The sequence below is a fragment of the Variovorax sp. J22R115 genome (genome assembly GCF_030317005.1).
GTDB lineage: Bacteria > Pseudomonadota > Gammaproteobacteria > Burkholderiales > Burkholderiaceae_C > Variovorax.
The window spans coordinates 170,395-192,295 of record NZ_JASZYM010000010.1 but is presented as its reverse complement, the minus strand read 5'-3'; the positions used below and the strand labels follow the sequence as shown (position 1 = coordinate 192,295).

The 21,901-nt window shown below is 65.7% G+C and carries 17 protein-coding genes and 1 pseudogene; 12 read left to right on the top strand and 6 right to left on the bottom strand.

Annotation, left to right across the window (positions count from 1 at the left end; all coding sequences use genetic code 11):
- Positions 1-30: 30 nt before the first annotated feature.
- Positions 31-408, top strand: a complete 378-nt coding sequence (locus QTI04_RS19070) for an SHOCT domain-containing protein (protein WP_286617040.1) — start codon at positions 31-33, stop codon at positions 406-408.
- Between the two features lie 19 nt (positions 409-427).
- Here QTI04_RS19070 and QTI04_RS19065 read toward each other — a convergent pair whose 3' ends face one another.
- Complete coding sequence (locus tag QTI04_RS19065) at positions 428-1,930, bottom strand: phospholipase D family protein (protein WP_286617039.1); 1,503 nt, start codon at positions 1,928-1,930, stop codon at positions 428-430.
- A 131-nt stretch (positions 1,931-2,061) separates the two neighbouring features.
- On the opposite strand from QTI04_RS19065, the gene QTI04_RS19060 reads away from it, so the two are divergent.
- The gene (locus tag QTI04_RS19060) at positions 2,062-3,060 is read left to right on the top strand and encodes an LLM class flavin-dependent oxidoreductase (protein ID WP_286617038.1); all 999 of its coding nucleotides are present in this window, start codon (positions 2,062-2,064) and stop codon (positions 3,058-3,060) included.
- On the opposite strand, the gene QTI04_RS19055 is transcribed toward QTI04_RS19060, so the two are convergent.
- Both QTI04_RS19055 and QTI04_RS19050 read right to left on the bottom strand, forming a co-directional pair.
- On the bottom strand, positions 2,972-4,567 hold the full coding sequence (locus tag QTI04_RS19055; protein WP_286617037.1) for a wax ester/triacylglycerol synthase family O-acyltransferase: 1,596 nt from the start codon (positions 4,565-4,567) through the stop codon (positions 2,972-2,974). The two genes, QTI04_RS19060 and QTI04_RS19055, sit on opposite strands and share 89 nt — an antisense overlap.
- Positions 4,564-6,300, bottom strand: coding sequence for a long-chain fatty acid--CoA ligase (locus tag QTI04_RS19050; RefSeq protein WP_286617035.1), 1,737 nt, complete (start codon positions 6,298-6,300; stop codon positions 4,564-4,566). Before QTI04_RS19050 ends, QTI04_RS19055 begins: the two co-directional genes overlap by 4 nt.
- Positions 6,301-6,419: 119 nt before the next feature.
- On the opposite strand from QTI04_RS19050, the gene mnmA reads away from it, so the two are divergent.
- Positions 6,420-7,556 carry a tRNA 2-thiouridine(34) synthase MnmA gene (mnmA, locus tag QTI04_RS19045; protein WP_286617034.1) on the top strand — a complete coding sequence of 379 codons (1,137 nt, stop codon included), beginning with the start codon at positions 6,420-6,422 and terminating at the stop codon, positions 7,554-7,556.
- A gap of 68 nt (positions 7,557-7,624) precedes the next feature.
- Here the strand turns inward: mnmA and QTI04_RS19040 are convergent, their stop codons facing one another.
- From QTI04_RS19040 to QTI04_RS19030, 3 genes and pseudogenes are all read right to left on the bottom strand, one after another.
- A complete protein-coding gene (locus QTI04_RS19040) occupies positions 7,625-8,086 on the bottom strand; it encodes an NUDIX hydrolase (RefSeq protein ID WP_286617125.1) in 462 nt (153 codons plus the stop codon).
- Between the two features lie 2 nt (positions 8,087-8,088).
- Positions 8,089-10,491, bottom strand: coding sequence for a CHASE2 domain-containing protein (locus tag QTI04_RS19035; RefSeq protein WP_286617033.1), 2,403 nt, complete (start codon positions 10,489-10,491; stop codon positions 8,089-8,091).
- Positions 10,488-11,201, bottom strand: a pseudogene (locus QTI04_RS19030) (response regulator transcription factor); the annotation flags it as partial. The gene QTI04_RS19035 and the pseudogene QTI04_RS19030, both read right to left, overlap by 4 nt.
- Positions 11,202-11,478: 277 nt before the next feature.
- Here QTI04_RS19030 and QTI04_RS19025 point away from each other — a divergent pair.
- The 9 genes from QTI04_RS19025 to QTI04_RS18985 all read left to right on the top strand — a co-directional run bounded on the left by QTI04_RS19025 (position 11,479) and on the right by QTI04_RS18985 (position 21,896).
- The gene (locus QTI04_RS19025) at positions 11,479-12,609 is read left to right on the top strand and encodes a Re/Si-specific NAD(P)(+) transhydrogenase subunit alpha (RefSeq protein WP_286617032.1); all 1,131 of its coding nucleotides are present in this window, start codon (positions 11,479-11,481) and stop codon (positions 12,607-12,609) included.
- Positions 12,610-12,631: 22 nt separating this feature from the next.
- Positions 12,632-12,967: an NAD(P) transhydrogenase subunit alpha gene (locus QTI04_RS19020; protein WP_286600092.1), complete on the top strand. Its 336-nt coding sequence runs from the start codon at positions 12,632-12,634 to the stop codon at positions 12,965-12,967.
- A complete protein-coding gene (locus QTI04_RS19015; protein WP_286617031.1) occupies positions 12,964-14,451 on the top strand; it encodes an NAD(P)(+) transhydrogenase (Re/Si-specific) subunit beta in 1,488 nt (495 codons plus the stop codon). Before QTI04_RS19020 ends, QTI04_RS19015 begins: the two co-directional genes overlap by 4 nt.
- Before the next feature lie 119 nt (positions 14,452-14,570).
- On the top strand, positions 14,571-16,250 hold the full coding sequence (locus QTI04_RS19010) for a long-chain-fatty-acid--CoA ligase (RefSeq protein ID WP_286617030.1): 1,680 nt from the start codon (positions 14,571-14,573) through the stop codon (positions 16,248-16,250).
- Between the two features lie 50 nt (positions 16,251-16,300).
- The gene (locus QTI04_RS19005) at positions 16,301-17,311 is read left to right on the top strand and encodes an ABC transporter permease subunit (RefSeq protein WP_286603670.1); all 1,011 of its coding nucleotides are present in this window, start codon (positions 16,301-16,303) and stop codon (positions 17,309-17,311) included.
- Positions 17,308-18,207 (top strand): ABC transporter permease subunit, encoded by a 900-nt coding sequence (locus QTI04_RS19000; protein WP_286603669.1) that lies wholly within the window; start codon positions 17,308-17,310, stop codon positions 18,205-18,207. Before QTI04_RS19005 ends, QTI04_RS19000 begins: the two co-directional genes overlap by 4 nt.
- A 13-nt stretch (positions 18,208-18,220) precedes the next feature.
- The gene (locus tag QTI04_RS18995; protein WP_286617029.1) at positions 18,221-19,240 is read left to right on the top strand and encodes an ABC transporter ATP-binding protein; all 1,020 of its coding nucleotides are present in this window, start codon (positions 18,221-18,223) and stop codon (positions 19,238-19,240) included.
- Positions 19,237-20,238, top strand: coding sequence for a peptide ABC transporter ATP-binding protein (locus QTI04_RS18990; protein ID WP_286603667.1), 1,002 nt, complete (start codon positions 19,237-19,239; stop codon positions 20,236-20,238). The genes QTI04_RS18995 and QTI04_RS18990 overlap by 4 nt, the downstream gene beginning before the upstream one ends.
- A gap of 32 nt (positions 20,239-20,270) precedes the next feature.
- Positions 20,271-21,896, top strand: a complete 1,626-nt coding sequence (locus QTI04_RS18985; protein WP_286603666.1) for an ABC transporter substrate-binding protein — start codon at positions 20,271-20,273, stop codon at positions 21,894-21,896.
- The last annotated feature ends 5 nt before the right edge of the window (positions 21,897-21,901 follow it).

Sequence of the window (21,901 nt, the reverse complement as noted above, 5' to 3'; positions counted from 1 at the left end):
TCAATCAAGACAACTACGAGAGGATGTGAAATGAGCAATTTCTGGGATCTGATTCTGCTGATGCTGTCGACCTTCGTGATGGTGGCATACCTCTTTATCCTCTTTCAGATCGTTGTCGACATGTTTCGAGATCCGGATCTGGGCGGCGGATCCAAGGTGCTGTGGCTCGTCGGGTTGATCTTTCTTCCGGGGCTGACCGCCATCGTCTATATCGTCGCGCGCGGCAGGGGCATGGCCGAGCGGCAGCGCGCCAGCATGCAGCGAGCCAAGTCCGACACCGATGCGTACATCCGTCTGGTGGCCGGCAAGTCGCCCGCCGAACAGATTACCGACGCCAAGGCCCTGCTGGATGCCGGAACGATCAGTCAGGACGAGTTCGCGAAGCTGAAGGCCAAGGCCCTGGCCTGACTCTGCAACCGCGCCTGTCTCACAGAAGGTCTTCGGGCACGAGCGGATTCAGCAGGAGCCTTTGCAGTGCGTTCAATGCGGACACGCCCGGCTCTTCATTGAACGCCTGATCGTCTTCCTCGTTGGGCGGAACCCACGCCAGCGAACCGCCTTCGGGCTCCTGCCGAACGCGATAGGCCTCCGCCTTCATGGCCTCGACGATGCGCAGCGCCTGCTTCGCCAGTTCGGGGCTGTCGACGGCAACGCCCAGTTCCGTGTTCCTGCGCGCGGAGCGCGGGTCGAGGTTGAGCGATCCCAGCAGCACGACTTCCTCGTCGATGACCGCCAGCTTCGCATGCAGGCGGCCACGCGAGGAGCCGCCGCCGAACACGGCCTTGTTGCCATGCGGCGTGCTCGCGCTGACCTCGTAGATCTCGACGCCTGCGTTCGCAATGCGGGGTCGGTAGCGCGCATAGCCGAAATAGACGAAGGCCGAATCGGTGGCGGGTAGCGAATTGGTGACGAGTGTCATGCGCACGCCCTTCTGCTGCAGGCTCTGCAGCACGCTCATGCCGGGCTTGCCCGGGACGAGATAGGGTGACGTCACCACCAGCTCCGTGCGGGCACCGAGCATCTGGCTCAATGCGCCAGTCATCAGGCTGCTGGACTCCAGTTCCTCGGGGGGCAGGAAGCGCTTGGAAGGGCGATCGGCCACGGCGTAAGCGAGGCCGGCCACCAGGGTCAGTTGGTTGGCCTGGAGTTCCTTGCTGACGGGTTCCAACTCGAGGAGATCCTTCTCGGGAAGCTCGAGCTCCATACGACCCGTGCTCGGCGGCAACAGCTTCTGCAGCAAGCCGGAATTGACTCCGGGGTCGCGCGAACTCGAAAAGTACGACACGGGAAAGGACTCGTCGCTGTTCCAGTAGCGATCGAAGTGCATGGCCAGTTGCGGCACCACGCGCCCCGCCGCGATGGCGTCGAGGTCGATGAAGTTGGCGACCGGGTTTCGCGCAAAGTATTCGTCCGAAATGTTGCGGCCGCCGATCATCGCAAGCGCGCCGTCAGCGATCAACAGCTTGTTGTGCATGCGACGGTCGAGCCGGGGAAGTTCGCCCAGCGACGTCGCGATGCGTCCCGCCAGGCTCGCGCGCGCACAACAGAAGGGGTTGAACAGGCGGATCTCCATGTTCGGTACGCTGGAGAGGGCCTGCAGCAGCTTATCGACGCTCGTGGTGTTCAGGTCGTCCAGCAGCAGCCGCACGCGGACACCGCGCTCGGCCGCGTCCTTCAAGGCGCCGAAGACCGCGCGGCCCGATTCGTCGTTGTCCCAGATGTAGTACTGCAGGTCGAGCGTGCGCGAGGCGTGACGGATCAGCGCCAGCCGTGCGTCGAGCGCGTACGAGCCAGCGGCAGCAGCCTGAACCCGGACTGGGCCCCGGCCGGCAACTGGTCCGCCGCAAGCCGCGCGATAGGGCTCTCGTCGGGTGAGGGCAGCAGGCTGTACGAGACCGGTCGATGGACGTCGCCGGGAAGTGAGCCACAACCGACCAACGCAAGCATGAAGAGAGCCGCCAGGAGCCTGAAAGAACGCAGTGCCATGTGCCAAGACTACCCGCAGCCGGGCGAATAGCCCTTCGCGGCTTGAAGCGACGCGATCCGAGCCAAGATAGCGCCATGACTCCGTTTTCGATCCTCGATCTTTCCCCCATCACTGAAGGCGGCGACGCCGCGCAATCCTTCCGCAATTCGCTCAGCCTGGCGCAGCATGGCGAGAAGCTGGGCTATCGCCGCTACTGGCTGGCCGAGCACCACGGCATGCCCGGCATCGCGAGCGCGGCCACGGCCGTGCTGCTGGCCTACATTGGTGCCGGCACGTCGACCATCCGCATCGGTGCTGGCGGCGTGATGCTGCCCAATCACTCGCCCCTGGTCATCGCCGAACAGTTCGGCACGTTGGAGTCGCTCTATCCGGGCCGCATCGACCTCGGCCTCGGCCGCGCCCCGGGCTCCGACCAGCGCACCGCGCAGGCGCTCAGGCGCGACCTGCAGTCCGATGCCGACCGGTTTCCGCAGGACGTCATCGAGCTGATGGACTTCATGTCGAAGGAGCCCCGGCAGCCGGTGCGCGCCGTGCCGGGCATGGGACTCGAGGTGCCCGTTTGGGTTCTCGGTTCGAGCACCTTCGGGGCGCAGCTCGCAGCCCACCTGGGCCTGCCCTATGCCTTTGCCTCGCACTTCGCGCCGCAGCAGTTGATGCAGGCGATCCGGATCTACCGAGAGACCTTCAAGCCCTCGGCGCAGCTGGCCAAGCCCTACGTGATGCTCGGCTTCAATGTGTTCGCCGCCGAGACGGATGAAGAGGCCGCGTTCCGTGCGACCTCCTGGCAGCAGGCCTTCGTGAACCTGCGCAGTGGACGGCCCGGACGCCTGCCGCCGCCGGTCGAAGGCTATCGCGAGCGCGTGGGCCCTGCCGAAAACGCGTTGCTGGATTCGGTGCTGTCCTGTTCGGCCGTCGGCGCGCGCGACACGGTGCAGGCCAAGGTCCGGGAATTCGTGGAGCGGACCGGTGCGGACGAACTGATGATCACCTCGCAGGTGTTCGACCACCAAGCCCGCTTGCGGTCTTACGAGATCTTGGCGGAGCTGTCTTCGCAGGTGCAACCCGCTTCTTAGCCGCGGGCTTGCGCTTCGATGGCGGCTTCAAGGGGGCTGTTGCAACTGGCGGCGCTGCCTTTTGCTCCTCGACCTCTGGCTGTGCGCCGCTGTGGTGTCGAAGGGTCAGCGATAACAGCTTCTTGTGTTCCGCCACGACGTAGTCGGCAAGGTCCGCCACGTCCGGCACGGCGCGCCGGCAGGCCGTGAGGCCGAATTCGAGCGAGCCGTTGTAGCTCTGCACCGTCATGTTGAGCGCCAGCCCGTGCCCAGGGATCGACACCGGGAAGTAGGTCGCCAGCCTGGCCCCCGCGAAGTAGAGCGGGAACGAAGGCCCCGGCACGTTCGAGATCGCCACGTTGGCGATCGGCGGCAGCTTGTCGGCCAGGCCCGAGCGCCCATAGAGTGATGCAAGCCCCGACACGATCGTGGGCATGCCCAGCGATGGAAAGTCCATCGGTATGGCTGCCTTGACGTTGCCTGTGAGCTTCTTGCCTTCGCTAGACGATTCGTGGATGGCCGCGAGCCTTTCGAGCGGGTCCGAGATATCGGTGGCCAGGCTCACCAGCATCGTCGACACCTGATTGTTGAGGTCGGTGTTGCCCTCGCTGCGCAGCGACACCGGCACCGCCGCCATCAGCGGCTTGTCGGGCCTGCAGCCGTAGTCCGCCAAATAGCGCTTGAGCGCGCCAGCGCAAATCGCCAGCACGACGTCGTTGAGGCTGACGTTGGCGGCCTTCGCCATCTGCTTGATCTCGGCCAGCGGCACGGACCGGCCTGCGAACGAACGCTGGTTGGTGATCGACACATTGAGCGGCGTCTTCGGCGCGGTCTTCACCCCCTTGGGCAACTCGAAGGTCCGCTTGCCGGTGGCCTCGGACACCGGCATCAGCACGCTGGAGATGGCCTTCGCGGTGGTCGGAATCGACTCGATGAGCTTGACGTACTGCTGCACCGTGTTGCTGAGCGCCGCGCTGGCCAGCTCGGCCATGCCGAGTTGGGATGAATCACGCCGGCGCGTGGCGCGTGGCGCCTTGACCACCGAAGGCGTCTCCGAGATGTCGAACAGTGCCTTCGCCACGGCGACGCCGGCCTGGCCGTCGATGGCCGCATGGTGCATCTTGCTGTAGAGCGCCACCTGGCCCGTCTGCAGGCCCTCGATGATGTGGATCTCCCACAAGGGTCGGCTGCGGTCGAGCAGCGACGAATGCAGCCGACCAACCAGGCGTTCGAGCTGCGCCATCGTGCCCGGCCTCGGCATGATCACGTGATGGATGTGGTGCTCGAGATCCAGGTCGTCATCGTCCACCCAGACGGGGTTGGCGAGGTCGAATGGCATCATCGCCAGCTTGCGCACGAACACCGATGCGAGGTGCAGGCGGCCGCTCAGGTACTTCTTGGCGTCCTCTGCGAAGTCGCCTTCGTAGTCCGCGGGGAGGTCGAGCAGCTGCAGGCTGCCGACGTGCATCGGTGACTCGGGGGTTTCGAGGTGCAGGAACGATGCGTCCATGCCGCTGAGATGAATCATGACGTGCTCCTTGCGGAAGCCGCCTCGCTCCGCCTGCGCTCTTCCTCATCGACCAATTCCTTCTTCGACAGCTTGCCCACGGCGGTCTTGGGCAGCTCGTCGCGGATCTCGATCGCGCCCACCATCTCGTGCTTGCCCAGACGGTCCTTCAGGAACAGCTTGAACTCGTCGAGCGTGAAGGCCGGCGCGCCTTCCTTCAACTTGATGAAGGCCTTGGGCGACTGTCCGCGGTATTCGTCGGGGATGCCGATCACGCACACCTCGGCAATGCTCGGGTGTTCGTACATCGCCTCCTCCAGCACGCGCGGGTAGACGTTGTAGCCGCCGCACAGCAGCATGTCCTTGGTGCGGTCGACGATGTAGAAGAAGCCGTCGGCATCCATCTTCGCGACGTCGCCGCTCTTGAAGTAGCCGTCGGGTGTCATCGAAGCCGCCGTGGCGGCCTCGTTGTTCCAGTAGCCCTTCATCACGTTGGGGCCCCGGATGCACAGCTCGCCCGGCTCGCCGATGGCGGCTTCCTTCGACGGGTCGTCCAGGCTCAGGAGCTTGAGGCGGATGCCCGGCAGCGGCATGCCGCAGGAGCCGGCCTTGCGGATGCCGCGCGCGGGCGTGAAGGTGCCGGTCGGCGACGTCTCCGTCATGCCCCAGCCTTCGTTGAGGTGGCAGCCGGTGAGCGAGAAGAAGCGGTTTTCCACTTCGACCGGCAATGGCGCGCGGCCCGAGCCGCAGAACTTCAGCGAGCGCAGGTCGGTCTCGCCGGCCTTCGGGTGGTTGATGATGGCGGTGAACATCGTCGGCACGCCGGGGAACACCGTGATCTTCTTGGCCGCGAGGTCGTTCATCACGGCATCGAGATCGAAGCGCGTGTGGAGCACCAGGTGAGCGCCCAGCCGGATGCCCAGCATCATGTTCACGCTCAGCGAATAGATATGGAACAGCGGCAGCACGACCAGCACCCGCTCCCTGCCCGGGTCGAGGATCGGCGGATCGCCGCCAGTCGATTCGAGGTACTGCGCGCAGGCCGACGACAGGTTGGCGTGCGTGAGCATCGCGCCCTTCGGCAGTCCGGTGGTGCCGCCGGTGTATTGCAGCACCACGATCTCGTCGTCGACGGAGCTGACGTCATGCTGCTGGTAGCGGCCGTCGTTCGCGAGGAGTTGGGTGAAGGACATGTGCCGATCGTCCGTCGAAACGGCGGCGAGCTGGCCCGCGGCCTGCAGGTGTGCACGCACCGCATCCCGGGCCGCGCCATAGTCCGTGAGGCTGCCCACGACCAACTTCTTCAGGCGCGAGTTGCCGAGCAGCCGCGCCATCTGCGGGTAGAGCGTGGCGAGGTCGAGGGTGACGAGGATGTCCGTTCGGCTGTCCTCGATCTTGTGGGCCAGCACCCGCTCGGCATCCAGCGGCGAGTAGTTCACCACCGTCCCGCCGGCCTTCAGCACCGCGAAGAATGCGATCGGGTAGTGCGGCGTGTTGGGCAGGAAGAGGCCGACGTGCACTCCGGGCTGGACGCCCAGCGCCTTCAGGCCCGCAGCCGCATGCTCGACGGCGTCGCCGAATTCGCGGTAGGTGATGACCTGGCCCATGAACTCGATGGCCGGCCGGTCGGGCCATTGCGCCACGGCCTCGTCGAGGATCTGCTGCACCGGCCGGGTGGGGAGTTCGGCATCCCAGCGCATGCCGCTCGGATAGGACTTCGTCCAGGGCGTGGCGCTGGAGGGAGAAGAAACCATTTTTGTCTCCGGTTGGGCAGTCCATTGTGGGAGCCGGCCGGCGGAGCGGGCGGGTCCGCCTCTCGGTGATTTCCCGGATGCGGGCACCGGCTTGCCGGTGCTGGGACAATCCCGACCCTATGGAAAAGCAGCGCATCGTGGTGGGCCTGAGCGGCGGAGTCGACTCCGCGGTCACGGCGCACCTGCTGAAACAGCAAGGCCACGAGGTGGTCGGCATCTTCATGAAGAACTGGGAAGACGACGACGACAGCGAGTACTGCTCGTCGAACATCGACTTCATCGACGCGGCCAGCGTGGCCGACGTGCTGGGCATCGAGATCGAGCACGTCAACTTCGCGGCCGACTACAAGGACCGCGTGTTCGCCGAGTTCCTGCGCGAATACCAGGCCGGGCGCACGCCCAATCCCGACGTGCTGTGCAACGCAGAGATCAAGTTCAAGGCCTTCCTCGACCACGCGATGCGGCTCGGCGCGGAGAAGATCGCTACCGGCCATTACGCCCGTGTCCGCCGCAACGACGTCACCGGCCGGCATGAACTGCTCAAGGGCCTCGACCCGGGCAAGGACCAGAGTTATTTCCTGCACCGCTTGAACCAGCGGCAGTTGTCGAAGACCCTGTTTCCGGTCGGCGAGCTGCACAAGACCGAGGTGCGCCGCATCGCCGACGAGATCGGCCTGCCCAACGCGAAGAAGAAAGACTCAACCGGCATCTGCTTCATCGGCGAGCGGCCGTTCCGCGAGTTCCTCAATCGCTACATCTCGAAGGAGCCGGGCCCGATTCGCGACGAGCGCGGCCGCCAGATCGGCGAGCACCAGGGCCTGAGTTTCTACACGCTCGGGCAGCGCCAGGGACTCGGCATTGGCGGCATCAAGGCCAAGGGCGCGCAACGGGGTGCAGGCGACCATTCGCCATGGTTCGTAGCGCGCAAGGATGTCGCGAACAACACGCTCTGGGTGGTGCAGGGGCATGACCACCCGTGGCTGCTGTCGCCGACGCTGGAAGCCGACGATGCCAGTTGGGTCGCGGGCGACGCGCCGGTGGCCGGCGCCTATGGCGCGAAGTCGCGCTATCGCCAGGCCGATGCCAAGTGCGAACTGCGTGAAGGCGCCAATGGCGCTTTCCGGCTGGAGTTCGCGGAGCCTCAGTGGGCGGTGACGCCGGGGCAGTCGGCCGTGTTGTACGACGGCGAGGTGTGCCTCGGGGGCGGGGTCATAGGCTCGCCCCCAAGCTTCGCGCACTCCGTGTCGCTTCGCTGACCCCCTGCCGGGGGCAACACCAGCGGACCGGCGGAGCCGGTTCCGCGGTGTTTCTTGGACGGCGGCTCCTATACCGAGTCGTCTACGTGGATCAGGTCGAGGGGGTGGCGTTTGCCTGCGAGATAGTCTTCGACGCACTGCAGGAGCAGGGGGCTGCGGTGGCGCGTGGTGCTGGCGCGGATCTCGTCTGCGGTCATCCACAGTGTGCGCACGATGCCGTGGTCGAGGAGGCGTCCTGGCTCCTGTGCGCCCAGCGTGCCGGTGAAGGCGAAGCGGAGGTAGGTGATGTCTTCTTCGCGCCGCGTCCGCGCCATGTAGATGCCGATGAGGGCGGTGGGCGTGAAGCGATGGGCTGTTTCTTCCAGTGTTTCGCGGGCGCACCCTTCGGCGGGGGATTCGCCGGGGTCGAGATGGCCTGCCGGTGTGTTGAGGAGGAGCCCCTCGGGGGTTTCTTCCTCGACGAGCAGGAAGCGCCCGTCCTGCTCGATCACTGCGGCCACCGTGACGTTGGGCTTCCAGCGTTCTGCCATATTCATGATTCCTCGTGGGATCCCAGTGCCTCGCGCTCGACGGACGTCGGCTTTGGAAGCACCAGCGTGACGATACAGCCGGCACCCTGCGCGCTGTCGATTTCGACCGAGCCACCGTGACGCTGGACGACCGTTCGCACCAGCAGCAGCCCGAGTCCGACACCGTGGACTTCGGGATGCGCCTCGTGATTCAGGCGGTGAAAGGGCTGGAAAAGCTGCGACTGCAACTCGACCGGAATGCCGGGCCCGTGGTCCCGGAACGCCACCCGCCAATTTCGCTCGTCTTCCTGCACGCTGCATTCGAGGTCGGCGCCCGAAGGGGAATACTTGAGCGCGTTGCTCAGCACATTGGCCAGGGCACGCATCAACAGGTTGCGGTCGGCAATGCACTGCGCTTCGTCGAGCGCCTTGACCAGGACGATGCGCACCTGGCGCCGGCGCGCGCGTGCCCAGCTGTCGTCGATGGTCTGCTGCAGCAATGCGACCAGGTCGAGCAGTTCGGCGCGAAATGGCTCTGCCTCGGCGCGCGCGAGGTTCACGAATCCGTCGGCCAACTCGAGCCCTGTGCGCGCCTGACGTTCGATGCGCTCGAGCAGCGATCCGTCGGCGAAGGTCTCAGGCCGCTCGCGTGCGAGTTCGATGATGGTGAGGATCGTCGCGCTGGGCTCGCGCGCATCGTGGGAGATGAAGCGGAGCGCCTCGTCGCGCTGGCTCTGCGCACGGCGCATTTTCGTGATGTCTACCAGGGAGACCATCCAGCCAGCGTGTTCGTCACCTGCGTCAAAGAAGGGAACACAGCGCAGGAGCACGGCGCGCCCCATGGAGTCTTCGCCCTCGCCCGCGATGGCTCGAAGTTCGCCAAGCAGCGCGCCTTTCGGCATCATGCGCGCGCCGTTGTTGCGCGAGCGGATGTCGGCCAGGAGCCCATGGGCGTCCTGGCCGTGTATTTCGCTGGCGTCGTGTTGCCAGTAGCGTTGCGCGGCGACGTTGGCCAGCACCACCCTGCCCTCGGTGCTAAGGGTCAGGGTCGGGTCGGGCAGATGGTCGATGCCGTCGCGTACGAAGCGGTGCACGTCGCGCATACGTGTCGCGGCGGCCCGGGTGGCGTCCATCTGGCGGTCGAGAAAATCGCCGACGACGTAACGCTGTGCGGAAGTCGGCCGGCGGCCGACATCGCGCAGCAGCTCATCGGTACCGCGGCGCAGATAGCGGATGGCCGCGGAGAGCCGCATATGGCTCCAGAGCGGGTACAGCGCCAGCAGACCGGCGACGCCGGCTGCGGGAGCGAACAGCACGTTGACCGAGGGCTGCCCCAGCATGCCGAGTTGAAGCGCCAGCATGGCGCCGATCAGCGCCGTCACGCCCAGCGGCCTCAGCCACAGCACGCCGAAAAGCGCCGCGAGCAGTGGCCCGAGATTGAAGAGCAGGTTCTGCCAGGGCGCGGCGAATTTCACGTGCTGCCCGGCGAGCAATGCCTGGAGCATGTTGGCGAAGATCTCCACCCCTGGCATGAGGCCGGGCTGGTTCGGGGCCGAATTGGCATGGGCGTCGCCGAGTCCCGGAGCCGTCGTGCCAACGAGCACGTAGCGGTTGCGGAACGCGTCGGGATCGACGTTGCCGCGAAGCACATCGACATAGGAGACGGTCCTGAAGCGCGCGGGTCCGCGCGTGAACATGATCGCCTCGAAGTCGCGGCGCAACCAGGTGCGCTGCACTCCGTCGGAGGCCGGCGCAGCGGGCTCGGCGTCGGGCAGCGGTGCCGAGGGGGCGCTAGCGCCCGCTCCGGCCGCGGCGTCGCGTAGCGCGATCACGAAGTGCGGTCGCATGCTTTCCGCAAAGCCTTCGCGGGCATAGGCGCTGCGTGCAAGGCCATCCCGGTCGACCGACAGGTGGACGTGCCCGATGCCGGCGGCCGCCTCGGCCAGTACGGGCAAGGGCCGCAACTCTTGCTGGGAGCGCTGCCCGAGGATTTGCAGGGCGGTTGGGAGCACGACGCAGCCGCTGTCGCGCATGGCGTCGGCGAGCACCGCGTCGTCGCCCGCATGGCTCGCGTCGCGCTCGGCCGACAGTACGTCGAAGCCGATGCATTTCGGCGACTGGGCGGAAATGGCGCGCAGCAACTCGGCGTGCTGCGCGCGGCGCCACGGCCAGCGGCCGATCGCGTCGAGGCTTTTCTCGTCGATGGCCACGATCACGATGTCGTTCGACGGCGGCGCCGCCAGTGCGGCGCGCGCGCTGTCCTGCAGCAGCCGGTCAGCCCTCGGCATCGGCTGGGTCAGGCTGAGGCCACTGACCAGCAATACCAGCGCCACCGCAAGGAGCAGCCACGGGCCGCGTCGTTGCGCCCAGCGCCAGCGGTCCGAGGGGGCTGTGTCCGCAGTGCGCCGCGGACTGCCGGAGCTCATTCCGGCTGGCTCGTCGAGTTGTAGAGCGAGCTGAGCAGGTTGGCGTCGATGGACTCCAGCCGGTAGCCGAGTCCGTAGACCGCCGACAGCAGAAACCCGTTGGATGGCATCAGATCCAGCTTCACCCGAAGGCGGGAGATGTGCGTGTCGAGCGAGCGCGAAGGCGACTCAGCCCCCACGCCCCATACCGCTTCGCGCAAATGTTCGCGCGACAGCAGTCGGCCGAGGTTCTGGAAGAGGAACAGGGCCAGCTCGTATTCGCGGTGGCTCAGTTCGGCCAGCGTTCCGTGGACCCGCAGGCTGCGGGTCGCGGGGACGAAGTGGTAGGCGCCGAAGATCAGGTCGGCGTCATGCTGGGCGGGATAGGAGCGGCGCAGCAATGCGTGAACGCGGGCCTGCAGTTCGGCCACGCGGATCGGCTTGACCATGAAGTCATCAGCGCCGGCCGCCAGCCCCTCGACCATGTCCTTCTCTTCGCGCCGGTTGGTCACGAAAAGAATGGGGATCCGGCTGCTGAGATCCTCGCGGATCCATCGCACCACGCGGGGACCCTGTACATCGGGGAGAGTCCAATCGAGGATCAGCAGGTCGTAGGTCTGCTGGCGGAGATCGCGCAGCAACGTCTTCCCATCGCTGAAGCCATGGCATTCGTGACCCATGCCCTCCATCGTGTGGCGGATCAAGTCGAGCTGGACCGCCTCATCGTCAAGCTGCTATTCGCATTCCATTCCCTGTATCTCGTTATTGCGTGCCGAAGTCTTTGATCGGTCACGTGCCGGGAGTGTACCTATCCATGCCCGTTTTGGCATCGCAACTTGTTCACGCAATCAATGAGTGCATACCCCAATACTGCCGAGAATTTGGTAGCGGCAGGCGTTGCGGTGACGCACAGGCAACCTGCTCGAAGGTGCACTCCAGGGACAACTTGAGGGGAACGTCTTCATGTAAGCTCGGCGCGAAATTTCAACGCTGTCTGAGGAGAAGTTCATGCTGATAGGCGTGCCGGCCGAAACTGCGCTAGGCGAATCCCGAGTCGCCGTCACTCCGGAGACTGCGAAAAAGCTCGTGGCTCAGGGTCATGTCATCCGCGTTCAGGCGGGCGCCGGCGTTGCCGCCAGCGTCACCGATGCCGCCTACGAGGCCGCCGGTGCCGAGATCACCGACCAGGCCGGGGCCCTGGGCGCCGACCTCGTGCTCAAGGTGCGCACGCCCTTTGACAACGAGATCGCGCTCATGAAACCGGGCACCGTCGTCATCGGCATGCTCAATCCCTTCGATGCCGCTGGCCTGCAGCGTCTCGCGGCGGCCGGCCTCACCGCCTTCGCACTCGAGGCGGCCCCGCGCACCACGCGCGCGCAGAGCATGGACGTGCTGTCCTCGCAGGCCAACATCGCCGGCTACAAGGCCGTGATGGTCGCGGCCGACAAGTACCAGCGCTTCTTCCCGATGCTGATGACCGCTGCCGGCACCGTGAAAGCGGCACGGGTCGTGATCCTCGGCGTCGGCGTGGCGGGGTTGCAGGCCATCGCCACGGCCAAGCGGCTGGGCGCGGTCATCGAGGCGTCGGACGTGCGCCCGAGCGTCAAGGAACAGATCGAATCGCTGGGCGGCAAGTTCATCGAGGTGTCCTACGACACCGATGAGGAGAAGGAAGCCGCCGTCGGCGTCGGCGGCTACGCCAAGCCGATGCCGCCGAGCTGGCTGGCGCGCCAGCAGGTCGAGGTCGCCAAGCGCGTGGCGCTGGCCGACATCGTGATCAGCACCGCGCTGATCCCGGGCCGTGCCGCGCCCACCCTGATCACCGAGGAGATGGTCAAGTCGATGAAGCCGGGTTCGGTGATCGTCGACATCGCCGCGGGCAAGGGCCCTGAGGGCGTCGGAGGCAACTGCCCGCTGTCCGAGGCCGACAAGACGGTCGTGAAGCACGGCGTGACCATCGTCGGCGAGACCAATCTGCCGGCGCTGGTCGCGGCGGACGCCTCCTCGCTCTATGCGCGCAACGTGCTCGACTTCCTGAAGCTCATCGTGACCAAGGAAGGCGCGCTGAAGATCGACCTCGAAGACGACATCGTGGCGGCCTGCCGCATGGCGCAAGACGGCCAGGTCACCAAGAAATAAGCGAACCGCGAGGAGAAGCAGCATGGATCCCGTTTCACACACCGTCATCAACCTCATCATCTTCGTGCTGGCCATCTACGTCGGCTACCACGTGGTGTGGACCGTCACGCCGGCGTTGCACACGCCGCTGATGGCGGTCACCAACGCCATCTCGGCGATCGTGATCGTGGGCGCCATGCTGGCGGCGGCGCTCACGGAAAGCGGCCTGGGCAAGACCATGGGCGTGCTGGCCGTGGCGCTCGCGGCAGTGAACGTCTTCGGCGGCTTCCTGGTCACCCGGCGGATGCTGGAGATGTTCAGAAAGAAGGACAAGAAGGCGCCTGCGGCCGGTGCTGCGGACAAGGGGAATGCAGCATGAGCATGAACGTTGTCACGCTGCTGTATCTCATTGCCAGTGTCTGCTTCATCCAGGCGCTGAAGGGCCTCTCCCACCCCACCACCTCCATCCGGGGCAACCTGTTCGGCATGGTCGGCATGGCCATCGCCATCCTGACCACCGCGGCGCTGATCGTGCAGCTCTCCGGCGGCAAGGCCATGGGCATGGCCTGGGTGCTGCTGGGCCTGGTGGTCGGCGGCGGCTATGGCGCCTATCGCGCCAAGACCGTCGAGATGACGCAGATGCCCGAACTGGTCGCGTTCTTCCACAGCATGATCGGTCTGGCCGCGGTCTTCATCGCCGTGGCCGCCGTGGTCGAGCCCTGGGCCTTCGGCATCACGCCGCCGCCGGTGGCGGCCGCGGTCGGTGTCAACACGCCCGAAGGCGCGGCCGTCATCGACGGCTTCCTGCGCTACGCCATTCCCGCGGGCAACCGGCTCGAACTGTTCCTGGGTGCGGCCATCGGTGCCATCACCTTCAGCGGCTCGGTGATCGCCTTCGGCAAGCTCTCGGGCAAGTACAAGTTCCGCCTGTTCCAGGGCGCGCCGGTGCAGTTCAAGGGCCAGCACATGCTCAACCTCGTGCTGGGCCTGCTGACCATCGCGCTCGGGCTGGTCTACATGGCCACCGAGAGCTGGGCGGCCTTCCTCGCGATGCTGGTGCTGGCCTTCGTGATGGGCGTCTTGATCATCATCCCGATCGGCGGCGCGGACATGCCGGTGGTGGTGTCGATGCTCAACAGCTACTCGGGCTGGGCGGCCGCGGGCATCGGCTTCAGCCTGAACAACGCGATGCTGATCGTGGCGGGCTCGCTGGTGGGCTCCTCGGGTGCGATCCTGAGCTACATCATGTGCAAGGCGATGAATCGCTCGTTCTTCAACGTGATCCTGGGCGGCTTCGGCGGCGAGGCGGCCAGTGCGGCCACGGGCACCCAGGAGCAGCGCCCGGTCAAGAGCGGCAGCGCCGACGATGCGGCCTACATGCTGTCCAATGCCGACACGGTGATCATCGTGCCGGGCTACGGCCTGGCGGTGGCGCGCGCCCAGCACGCGGTCAACGAGCTCGCCGAGAAGCTCACGCACAAGGGCGTGACGGTGAAGTACGCGATCCACCCGGTGGCGGGCCGCATGCCGGGGCACATGAACGTGCTGCTGGCCGAGGCCGAGGTGCCTTACGACCAGGTCTTCGAGATGGAGGACATCAACGGCGAGTTCGCGCAGGCCGACGTCGCGATCATCCTGGGCGCCAACGACGTGGTGAACCCGGCCGCGCTCACCAAGGGCACGCCGATCTACGGCATGCCGATCCTGGAGGCCTACAAGGCCAAGACGGTGATCGTGAACAAGCGCTCGATGGCCGCGGGCTACGCCGGCCTGGACAACGAACTGTTCTACATGGACAAGACCATGATGGTCTTCGGCGACGCCAAGAAGGTCGTAGAGGACATGGCCAAGGCGATCGAGTAACTCTCGGCGCGGCGCGCAAAAAACCACGGGCCGCGCAGTGTCGCGGCCCGTGCCACATCCGAACGTCAAGTTACGATGGCGGCAAATTTCGACACAATATTTTGCATTGGAGACTAACTGTGACTGACCGACCCTGGCTTGGCAGCTATCCGCAAGGCGTGCCCGCCGACATCGACGCCTCACGCTACCCCTCGCTGGTCGCGCTCATGGAAGAAAGCTTCGCGAAGTACGCGGATCGCACGGCCTACAGCTTCATGGGCAAGGACGTGAGCTACGCCGATGTCGACCGTCAAAGCCGTGCTTTCGCCGGCTACTTGCAAGGCCTGGGCCTCGTCAAGGGCGACCGCGTCGCCGTGATGATGCCGAACTGCCCGCAGTACCCGATCGCTGTGGCGGGCCTGCTGCGCGCCGGCTTGATCCTCGTCAACGTGAACCCGCTCTACACGCCGCGGGAACTGGAGCACCAACTCAAGGATTCGGGCTCCAAGGCGATCGTCATCATGGAGAACTTCGGCACCACGCTGCAGCAATGCATGGCGGCCACGCCGGTCAAGCACGTCGTTTTGGCCGCGATGGGCGACCGCCTGGGCCTGCTGAAGGGTGCGCTGGTCAACTACGTCGTGCGCAACGTCAAGAAGATGGTGCCCCAATACAGCCTGCCCGGTGCGGTGCGGTTCAACGAAGCGCTCGAAAAGGGCGCGTCGCGCACCGTCCAGCCGGTCGCGATCGGTCCCGACGACGTCGCGGTGCTGCAATACACCGGCGGCACCACCGGCGTGTCGAAGGGCGCAGTGCTGCTGCAACGCAACGTGATCGCCAACGTGCTGCAGTCCGAAGCCTGGAACGATCCGGTCATGCAGAAGGTGCCCGCCGGCGAACAGCCGACCAGCGTTTGCGCGCTGCCGCTGTATCACATCTTCGCTTTCACCGTGAACATGATGCTGAGCATGCGCACGGGCGGAAAGCTGATCCTGATCCCGAATCCGCGCGACATCGCGGGCGTGCTCAAGGAGTTGTCGAAGCACACCTTCCACAGCTTCCCGGCCGTGAATACGCTATTCAACGGCCTCGCGAACCATCCCGACTTCGGCACCGTCAACTGGAAGAACCTGAAGGTCTCCGTCGGCGGCGGCATGGCGGTGCAGGGCGCGGTGGCCAAGCTGTGGCTCGACAAGACGGGCTGCCCGATCTGCGAGGGCTACGGTCTTTCGGAAACCTCGCCGTCGGTCACCTGCAATCCGACGACGAGCATCGCGTACACCGGCACCATCGGTGTGCCCTTGCCTAGCACCTATGTGAAGCTGATCGACGACGACGGCCACGACGTCGCCCTGGGCCAGGCCGGCGAGGTCGCGGTCAAGGGGCCGCAGGTGATGGCCGGCTACTGGCAGCGTCCCGACGAAACGGCCAAGGTCATGACGGCCGACGGCTACTTCAAGACCGGCGACGTCGGCGTGGTCGACGAGCGCGGCTACTTCAAGATCGTCGACCGCAAGAAGGACATGATCCTGGTCTCGGGCTTCAACGTGTACCCGAACGAGATCGAGGACGTGGTCGCACAGATCCCGGGCGTGCTCGAATGCGCCGCGGTGGGCATCGTCGACGAGAAGACCGGCGAGACCGTGAAGCTTGTGATCGTCAAGAAGGACGCCGACCTCACCGAGGCCGAGGTGCGCGAGTTCTGCCGTGCAAACCTCACCGGCTACAAGCAGCCGCGTGTGATCGAGTTCCGCACCGATCTTCCCAAGACGCCGGTCGGCAAGATCCTGCGGCGCGAATTGCGCGACGTCAAAAAGTAAGGGTTCGGCCGGGGACGCGACCCGGCATCGCTCTTGCATATTGGGACTGAATGTTTCGATTCATCCTGACACGCGCAAGCCTCCTCGTGCCGACCTTCATCGGCATGACGCTGCTTGCGTTTTTCCTGATCCGGCTGGTGCCGGGCGACCCCATCGAGACGCTCGCGGGCGAGCGCGGCATCGATCCGGTCCGCCACGCGCAACTGCTGAAGGACTACGGACTCGACAAGCCGCTCTTCACGCAATACGGCATCTACATCGAGCGCGTGATGCACGGCGACCTGGGCAAGTCGGTCATCACCCAGGAACCGGTGATGAGCGAGTTTCTCGCGCTCTTCCCGGCCACGGTCGAACTGGCGGTGTGCGCCATCCTCTTCGCGCTGATCCTCGGCATTCCGGCGGGCATCATTGCGGCGGTCAAGCGCAACTCGCTGTTCGACCACGGCGTGATGGCAACTTCGCTCACCGGCTACTCGATGCCCATCTTCTGGTGGGGGTTGCTGCTGATCCTGTTCTTTTCGGTGCAGCTCGGCTGGACGCCGGTCTCGGGCCGCATCGCGGTGCAGTACTACATCGAGCCGGTGACCGGCTTCCTGCTCATCGATTCGTTGCTGTCGGATGACAAGGGCGCGTTTTTCTCGGCGCTGCAGCACCTGATCCTGCCGGCCATCGTGCTTGGCACGAACACGCTCGCGGTGATCGCGCGGATGACGCGATCGGCCATGCTCGAAGTGCTCGGCGAGGACTACATCCGCACCGCGCGCGCCAAGGGACTCGCGCCGCTGCGCGTGGTGGGCGTGCATGCACTGCGCAATGCGCTGATCCCGGTAGTCACGGTGATCGGGCTGCAGGTTGGCGTGCTCTTCACGGGAGCCATCCTGACCGAGACCATCTTTTCCTGGCCCGGTGTCGGCAAGTGGCTGATCGAGGCCATCGGCCGGCGCGACTATCCCGTGCTCCAGGGCGGCATGCTGCTGCTCGGCGTCATCGTGATGGTGGTCAACGTCGTGGTCGACCTGGCCTACGGCTTCATCAATCCCCGCATCCGGCAATCGCGATGAGCGCGACCACAGTTCCCGTCGAAATAGGTACTGCACCACCGGGGCCGTGGCGCGAGTTCTGGGGCTCGTTCTCGGCCAATCGCGGCGCGGTCATCGGTCTGGGAGTGGTCGTGTTCCTGCTGCTGGTGGCGCTGTTCGCGCCGTGGATCGCGCCGCATGCGCCCAACCAGACCGACAGCACAGCCTTCCTGCGCCCTCCGGCCTGGCAGGATGGCGGATCGATGGCGCATCTTCTGGGCACCGACGCCATCGGCCGGGACATCCTCTCGCGGCTCATGTATGGCGCGCGGCTCTCGCTGTCGATCGGCATGGCCGTCGTCGCGATCTCGGTCGCGGTCGGCATCTCGCTGGGGCTGATCGCCGGCTTCTTTCGTGGCGTGCTCGAGATCGCGATCATGCGGCTGATGGATGTGATCCTCACGCTGCCGAGCCTGCTGCTCGCGATCGTGATCGTGGCGATCCTTGGGCCGGGGCTGATCAATGCGATGCTCGCGGTCGCGATCGTGGTGCTGCCGCACTACGTGCGCATCACACGCGCCGCCGTGATCTCCGAGGTGTCGCGCGATTACGTGACGGCCGCGCGCGTGAGCGGTGCGGGCACGCTGCGCCTCATGTTCCGCGAGGTGCTGCCCAACTGCGCCGCGCCGCTCATCGTGCAGGCCTCTCTGGGGGTTTCGACCGCCATCCTCGATGCGGCGGCGCTGGGCTTCCTCGGCCTCGGTGCACAGCCGCCGTCACCGGAATGGGGAACCATGCTGGCCGACGCGCGCGAGTTCGTCTTGCGCGCGTGGTGGGTCGTGACATTTCCGGGCCTCGCGATCCTCGCCGCCGTGCTCGCATTCAACCTGCTGGGTGACGGCTTGCGCGACGCCCTGGACCCCAAACTCAAACGCTGAAGTTGCCCACGCCATGCCGTTGTTAGACATTCGCGACCTGCATGTGGAGTTCCCCACGCAAGGCGGCACGCTGCATGCGGTCGATGGCGTGAGCCTGCGCCTGGAGCAGGGCGAGGTGCTCGGCATCGTCGGCGAATCGGGTTCGGGCAAGAGCGTCACGATGATGGCGCTGATGGGCCTCATCGGCTGGCCCGGCCGTGTGCGTGCGCAGCACCTGCGTTTTGCCGGCCACGATTTGCTCGGCATCTCCGACAAGGAGCGGCGCAGCCTCGTCGGCAAGGACGTCGCGATGATTTTCCAGGAGCCGACGACCAGCCTCAATCCCTGCTTCACGATTGGGTGGCAGTTGATGGAGACCTTGCGCCTGCACCTGAACCTCGACAAGCGCGAGGCGAAGAAGCGCGCGACCGAGTTGCTCGAACAGGTGGGCATCCCCGCTGCGTCATCGCGCCTCGGCGCCTACCCGCACCAGTTGTCGGGCGGCATGAACCAGCGCGTGATGATCGCCATGGCGATCGCATGCAACCCGCGCCTGCTGATCGCCGACGAACCGACCACCGCGCTCGATGTGACCATTCAGGCGCAGATCCTCGACCTGCTGCGCAGCCTGCAGAAGGAGCGCGGCATGGGGCTGGTGCTGATCACGCACAACATGGGCGTGGTCAGCGAGATGGCCCAGCGCGTGGCCGTGATGTATGCGGGCCAGGTGATGGAGGAGCGCGGCGTGACCGAGCTGTTCGCCGCGCCGCAGCACCCCTACACCGCGGCTCTGCTTGCGGCATTGCCCGAACGCACCGCGGGCAAAGGGCGGCTTGCCACCATCGCTGGCGTGGTCCCGGGTGTGCACGATCGGCCGGCCGGCTGCCTCTTCTCGCCGCGCTGCAGTTACGCGACGGCGCATTCGCGCACCGAGCGGCCCGAACTGCGGGAGTGGATGGGCGGGCAGGTGCGCTGTCATTACGCCCTCGGCGATCCCCGGCGCGACGAGGCGCTTGCACGCGATGGCGCGCAGGTGGTGGAGTTCGTGCGATGAGCGAAGTGGTCGTCGAGGCCAAGGGGCTGCAGCGCGTGTATTCGGTCCGGCGCGGACTCTTTCGCGCCCCTGCGCATCTGCAGGCCGTCGGCAACATCTCCTTCAAGCTGGAGAAAGGCCGAACGCTCGCGGTGGTCGGCGAATCGGGTTGCGGCAAGTCGACCTTGGCACGCATGGTTGCGTTGATCGAGAAGCCGACGGCGGGCTCCCTCACGCTGGTTGGCCACGATGCGGTCGACCCGCCCGCCGAGCGTCGGCGCGAATTGCGGCAGGCCGTGCAGCTGGTGTTCCAGAACCCGTACGGTTCGCTCAACCCCCGAAAGAAGATCTCGGCCGTGCTCGAAGACCCGCTCGCGATCAACACGTCGCTCGGCAAGTCGGAGCGCGCCGCAAAGGCCCGGGACATGCTGGCGCGCGTCGGGCTGCGGCCCGAGTACGCCAACCGCTATCCGCACATGTTCTCGGGTGGCCAGCGCCAGCGCATCGCGATCGCGCGCGCGCTGATGCTCGATCCGCGCCTGCTGGTGGCCGACGAGCCCGTGTCCGCGCTCGATGTGTCGATCCAGGCACAGGTGCTGAACCTGCTGGCGGATCTGCAGGCCGAGCTGGGGCTGTCCTATCTCTTCATCTCGCACGACCTCGGCGTGGTGCGCCACATCGCGCACGACGTGCTGGTGATGTACCTCGGCCATGCGGTGGAGCAGGGTCCCAAGGCGCGCATCTTCGCGCGGCCGCTGCACCCGTACACGCAGGCGCTGCTGGCCTCGACACCCGGCCTCGCGGCAGAACGCATCGTGCTGAAGGGCGAGTTGCCTTCACCGCTGGCGCCGCCGCCGGGATGCGTGTTCAACACGCGTTGCGCGCATGCCACCGAGCGCTGCCGCACGGAACGGCCGCTGCCGCGCCTGCTCGACGAACGCATGGTGGCCTGCCACCATGCCGAAAAATTTCTCGATGGTGCGGCGGAAGTCCGTGCCGATCATTCCCTGCCCGCTTGAGTGCGGATTCAACCCTGAAGGAGTCGACCGACATGTCCCCCACTTCCAAACTCTCGCGCCGCCTTCGCACTGCCGCGCTGCTGGCGCCGGCGGCGCTCGCGATCGCCTGCGGCGCCGCTTCGGCCAAGACGCTGGTCTACTGCTCGGAGGGCAGTCCCGAGAATTTCTATGCGGCCGTGAACACCACGGGCACCTCTTTCGACGCCACCACGCAGGTCTACAACAACCTCGTCGATTTCGAGCGCGGCACGACCAAGGTGGTGCCGGGCCTCGCCGAGAGTTGGACCATTTCGCCCGACGGCACGGAGTACACCTTCAAGCTGCGCAAGGGCGTCAAGTGGCACAACACGGCCAAGAGCTTCAAGCCGACGCGGGACTTCAATGCCGACGACGTCATCTTCATGATGGAGCGACAGTGGAAGGAGAACGACCCCTACTTCAAGGTCACGAGCCCGAACCACTCCTACTTCAACGACATGGGCATGCCCAAGCTGCTGAAGTCCATCGACCGCATCGATGACTACACGGTGAAGTTCACGCTGAACAAGCCGGAGGCGCCTTTCCTCGCCAACCTCGCGATGCCCTATGCCGGCATCCAGTCGAAGGAATACGCGATCGCGATGCTCAAGGCCGGCACGCCGGAGAAGATCGACCAGGATCCGATCGGCACCGGCCCCTTCTATCTCGTGCAGTACCAGAAGGACGCCATCGTCCGCTTCAAGGCCTTCCCGCAGTACTGGGGTGGCAAGGCCAAGATCGACGACCTGATCTTCGCGATCACGCCCGATGCGTCGGTGCGCTGGGCCAAGCTGCAGAAGGGCGAGTGCCACGTGATGCCGTACCCGAATCCCGCCGACCTGGACGCGATCCGCAAGGACCCCAACGTGCAGGTGCTGGAGCAGGCCGGTCTCAACGTCGGCTACCTCGCCTACAACACCCAGAAGAAGCCATTCGACGACGTGCGCGTGCGCAAGGCGCTCAACATGGCGATCAACAAGAAGGCCATCATCGACGGCGTCTACCTCAGCACCGGCGTCGCCGCAAAGAATCCGATCCCGCCGACCATGTGGTCATACAACGACGCGATCAAGGACGACCCGTACGATCCGGAAGCCGCGAAGAAGCTCTTGGCGCAGGCGGGCTATCCGGACGGGTTCACCACCGACCTGTGGGCGATGCCGGTTCAGCGTCCCTACAACCCGAACGCCAAGCGCATCGCCGAACTGATGCAGGCCGACCTCGCGAAGATCGGCGTCAAGGCCGAGATCAAGTCCTTCGAATGGGGCGAGTACCGCAAGCGCATGCAGGCCGGCGAGCACCAGATGGGCATGCTCGGCTGGACGGGCGACAACGGCGATCCGGACAACTTCCTCTACACCCTGCTGGGCTGCGCGTCGGCGCAATCGGCCAGCGGCAGCAATGTGGCGAAGTTCTGCTACAAGCCCTACGAGGACCTGGTCGTGCAGGCGAAGAACGTGCCCAAGCAGGCCGAGCGCGATGCGCTTTACAAGAAGGCGCAAGTGATCTTCAAGGAGCAAGCGCCGTGGTTCACCATCGCACATGCGGTGCAGTTGAAGCCGGTTCGCAAGGAAGTCGTCGACTTCAAATTGAGCCCGTTCGGCCGCCATACCTTCTACGGTGTTGACATCAAGCAGTGACGGCT

Excerpts from the sequence above, each read along its gene's own strand:
- QTI04_RS18985 (WP_286603666.1), top strand. The coding sequence starts at position 20,271 with ATGTCCCCCACTTCCAAACTCTCGCGCCGCCTTCGCACTGCCGCGCTG.
- QTI04_RS19040 (WP_286617125.1), bottom strand. The coding sequence starts at position 8,086 with ATGGCAGAACGCTGGAAGCCCAACGTCACGGTGGCCGCAGTGATCGAG.
- QTI04_RS19035 (WP_286617033.1), bottom strand. The coding sequence starts at position 10,491 with ATGAGCTCCGGCAGTCCGCGGCGCACTGCGGACACAGCCCCCTCGGAC.
- QTI04_RS19025 (WP_286617032.1), top strand. The coding sequence starts at position 11,479 with ATGCTGATAGGCGTGCCGGCCGAAACTGCGCTAGGCGAATCCCGAGTC.
- QTI04_RS19005 (WP_286603670.1), top strand. The coding sequence starts at position 16,301 with ATGTTTCGATTCATCCTGACACGCGCAAGCCTCCTCGTGCCGACCTTC.
- QTI04_RS19015 (WP_286617031.1), top strand. The coding sequence starts at position 12,964 with ATGAGCATGAACGTTGTCACGCTGCTGTATCTCATTGCCAGTGTCTGC.
- QTI04_RS19060 (WP_286617038.1), top strand. The coding sequence starts at position 2,062 with ATGACTCCGTTTTCGATCCTCGATCTTTCCCCCATCACTGAAGGCGGC.
- QTI04_RS19000 (WP_286603669.1), top strand. The coding sequence starts at position 17,308 with ATGAGCGCGACCACAGTTCCCGTCGAAATAGGTACTGCACCACCGGGG.
- QTI04_RS19070 (WP_286617040.1), top strand. The coding sequence starts at position 31 with ATGAGCAATTTCTGGGATCTGATTCTGCTGATGCTGTCGACCTTCGTG.
- QTI04_RS19020 (WP_286600092.1), top strand. The coding sequence starts at position 12,632 with ATGGATCCCGTTTCACACACCGTCATCAACCTCATCATCTTCGTGCTG.
- QTI04_RS18990 (WP_286603667.1), top strand. The coding sequence starts at position 19,237 with ATGAGCGAAGTGGTCGTCGAGGCCAAGGGGCTGCAGCGCGTGTATTCG.
- mnmA (WP_286617034.1), top strand. The coding sequence starts at position 6,420 with ATGGAAAAGCAGCGCATCGTGGTGGGCCTGAGCGGCGGAGTCGACTCC.
- QTI04_RS18995 (WP_286617029.1), top strand. The coding sequence starts at position 18,221 with ATGCCGTTGTTAGACATTCGCGACCTGCATGTGGAGTTCCCCACGCAA.
- QTI04_RS19050 (WP_286617035.1), bottom strand. The coding sequence starts at position 6,300 with ATGGTTTCTTCTCCCTCCAGCGCCACGCCCTGGACGAAGTCCTATCCG.
- QTI04_RS19055 (WP_286617037.1), bottom strand. The coding sequence starts at position 4,567 with ATGATTCATCTCAGCGGCATGGACGCATCGTTCCTGCACCTCGAAACC.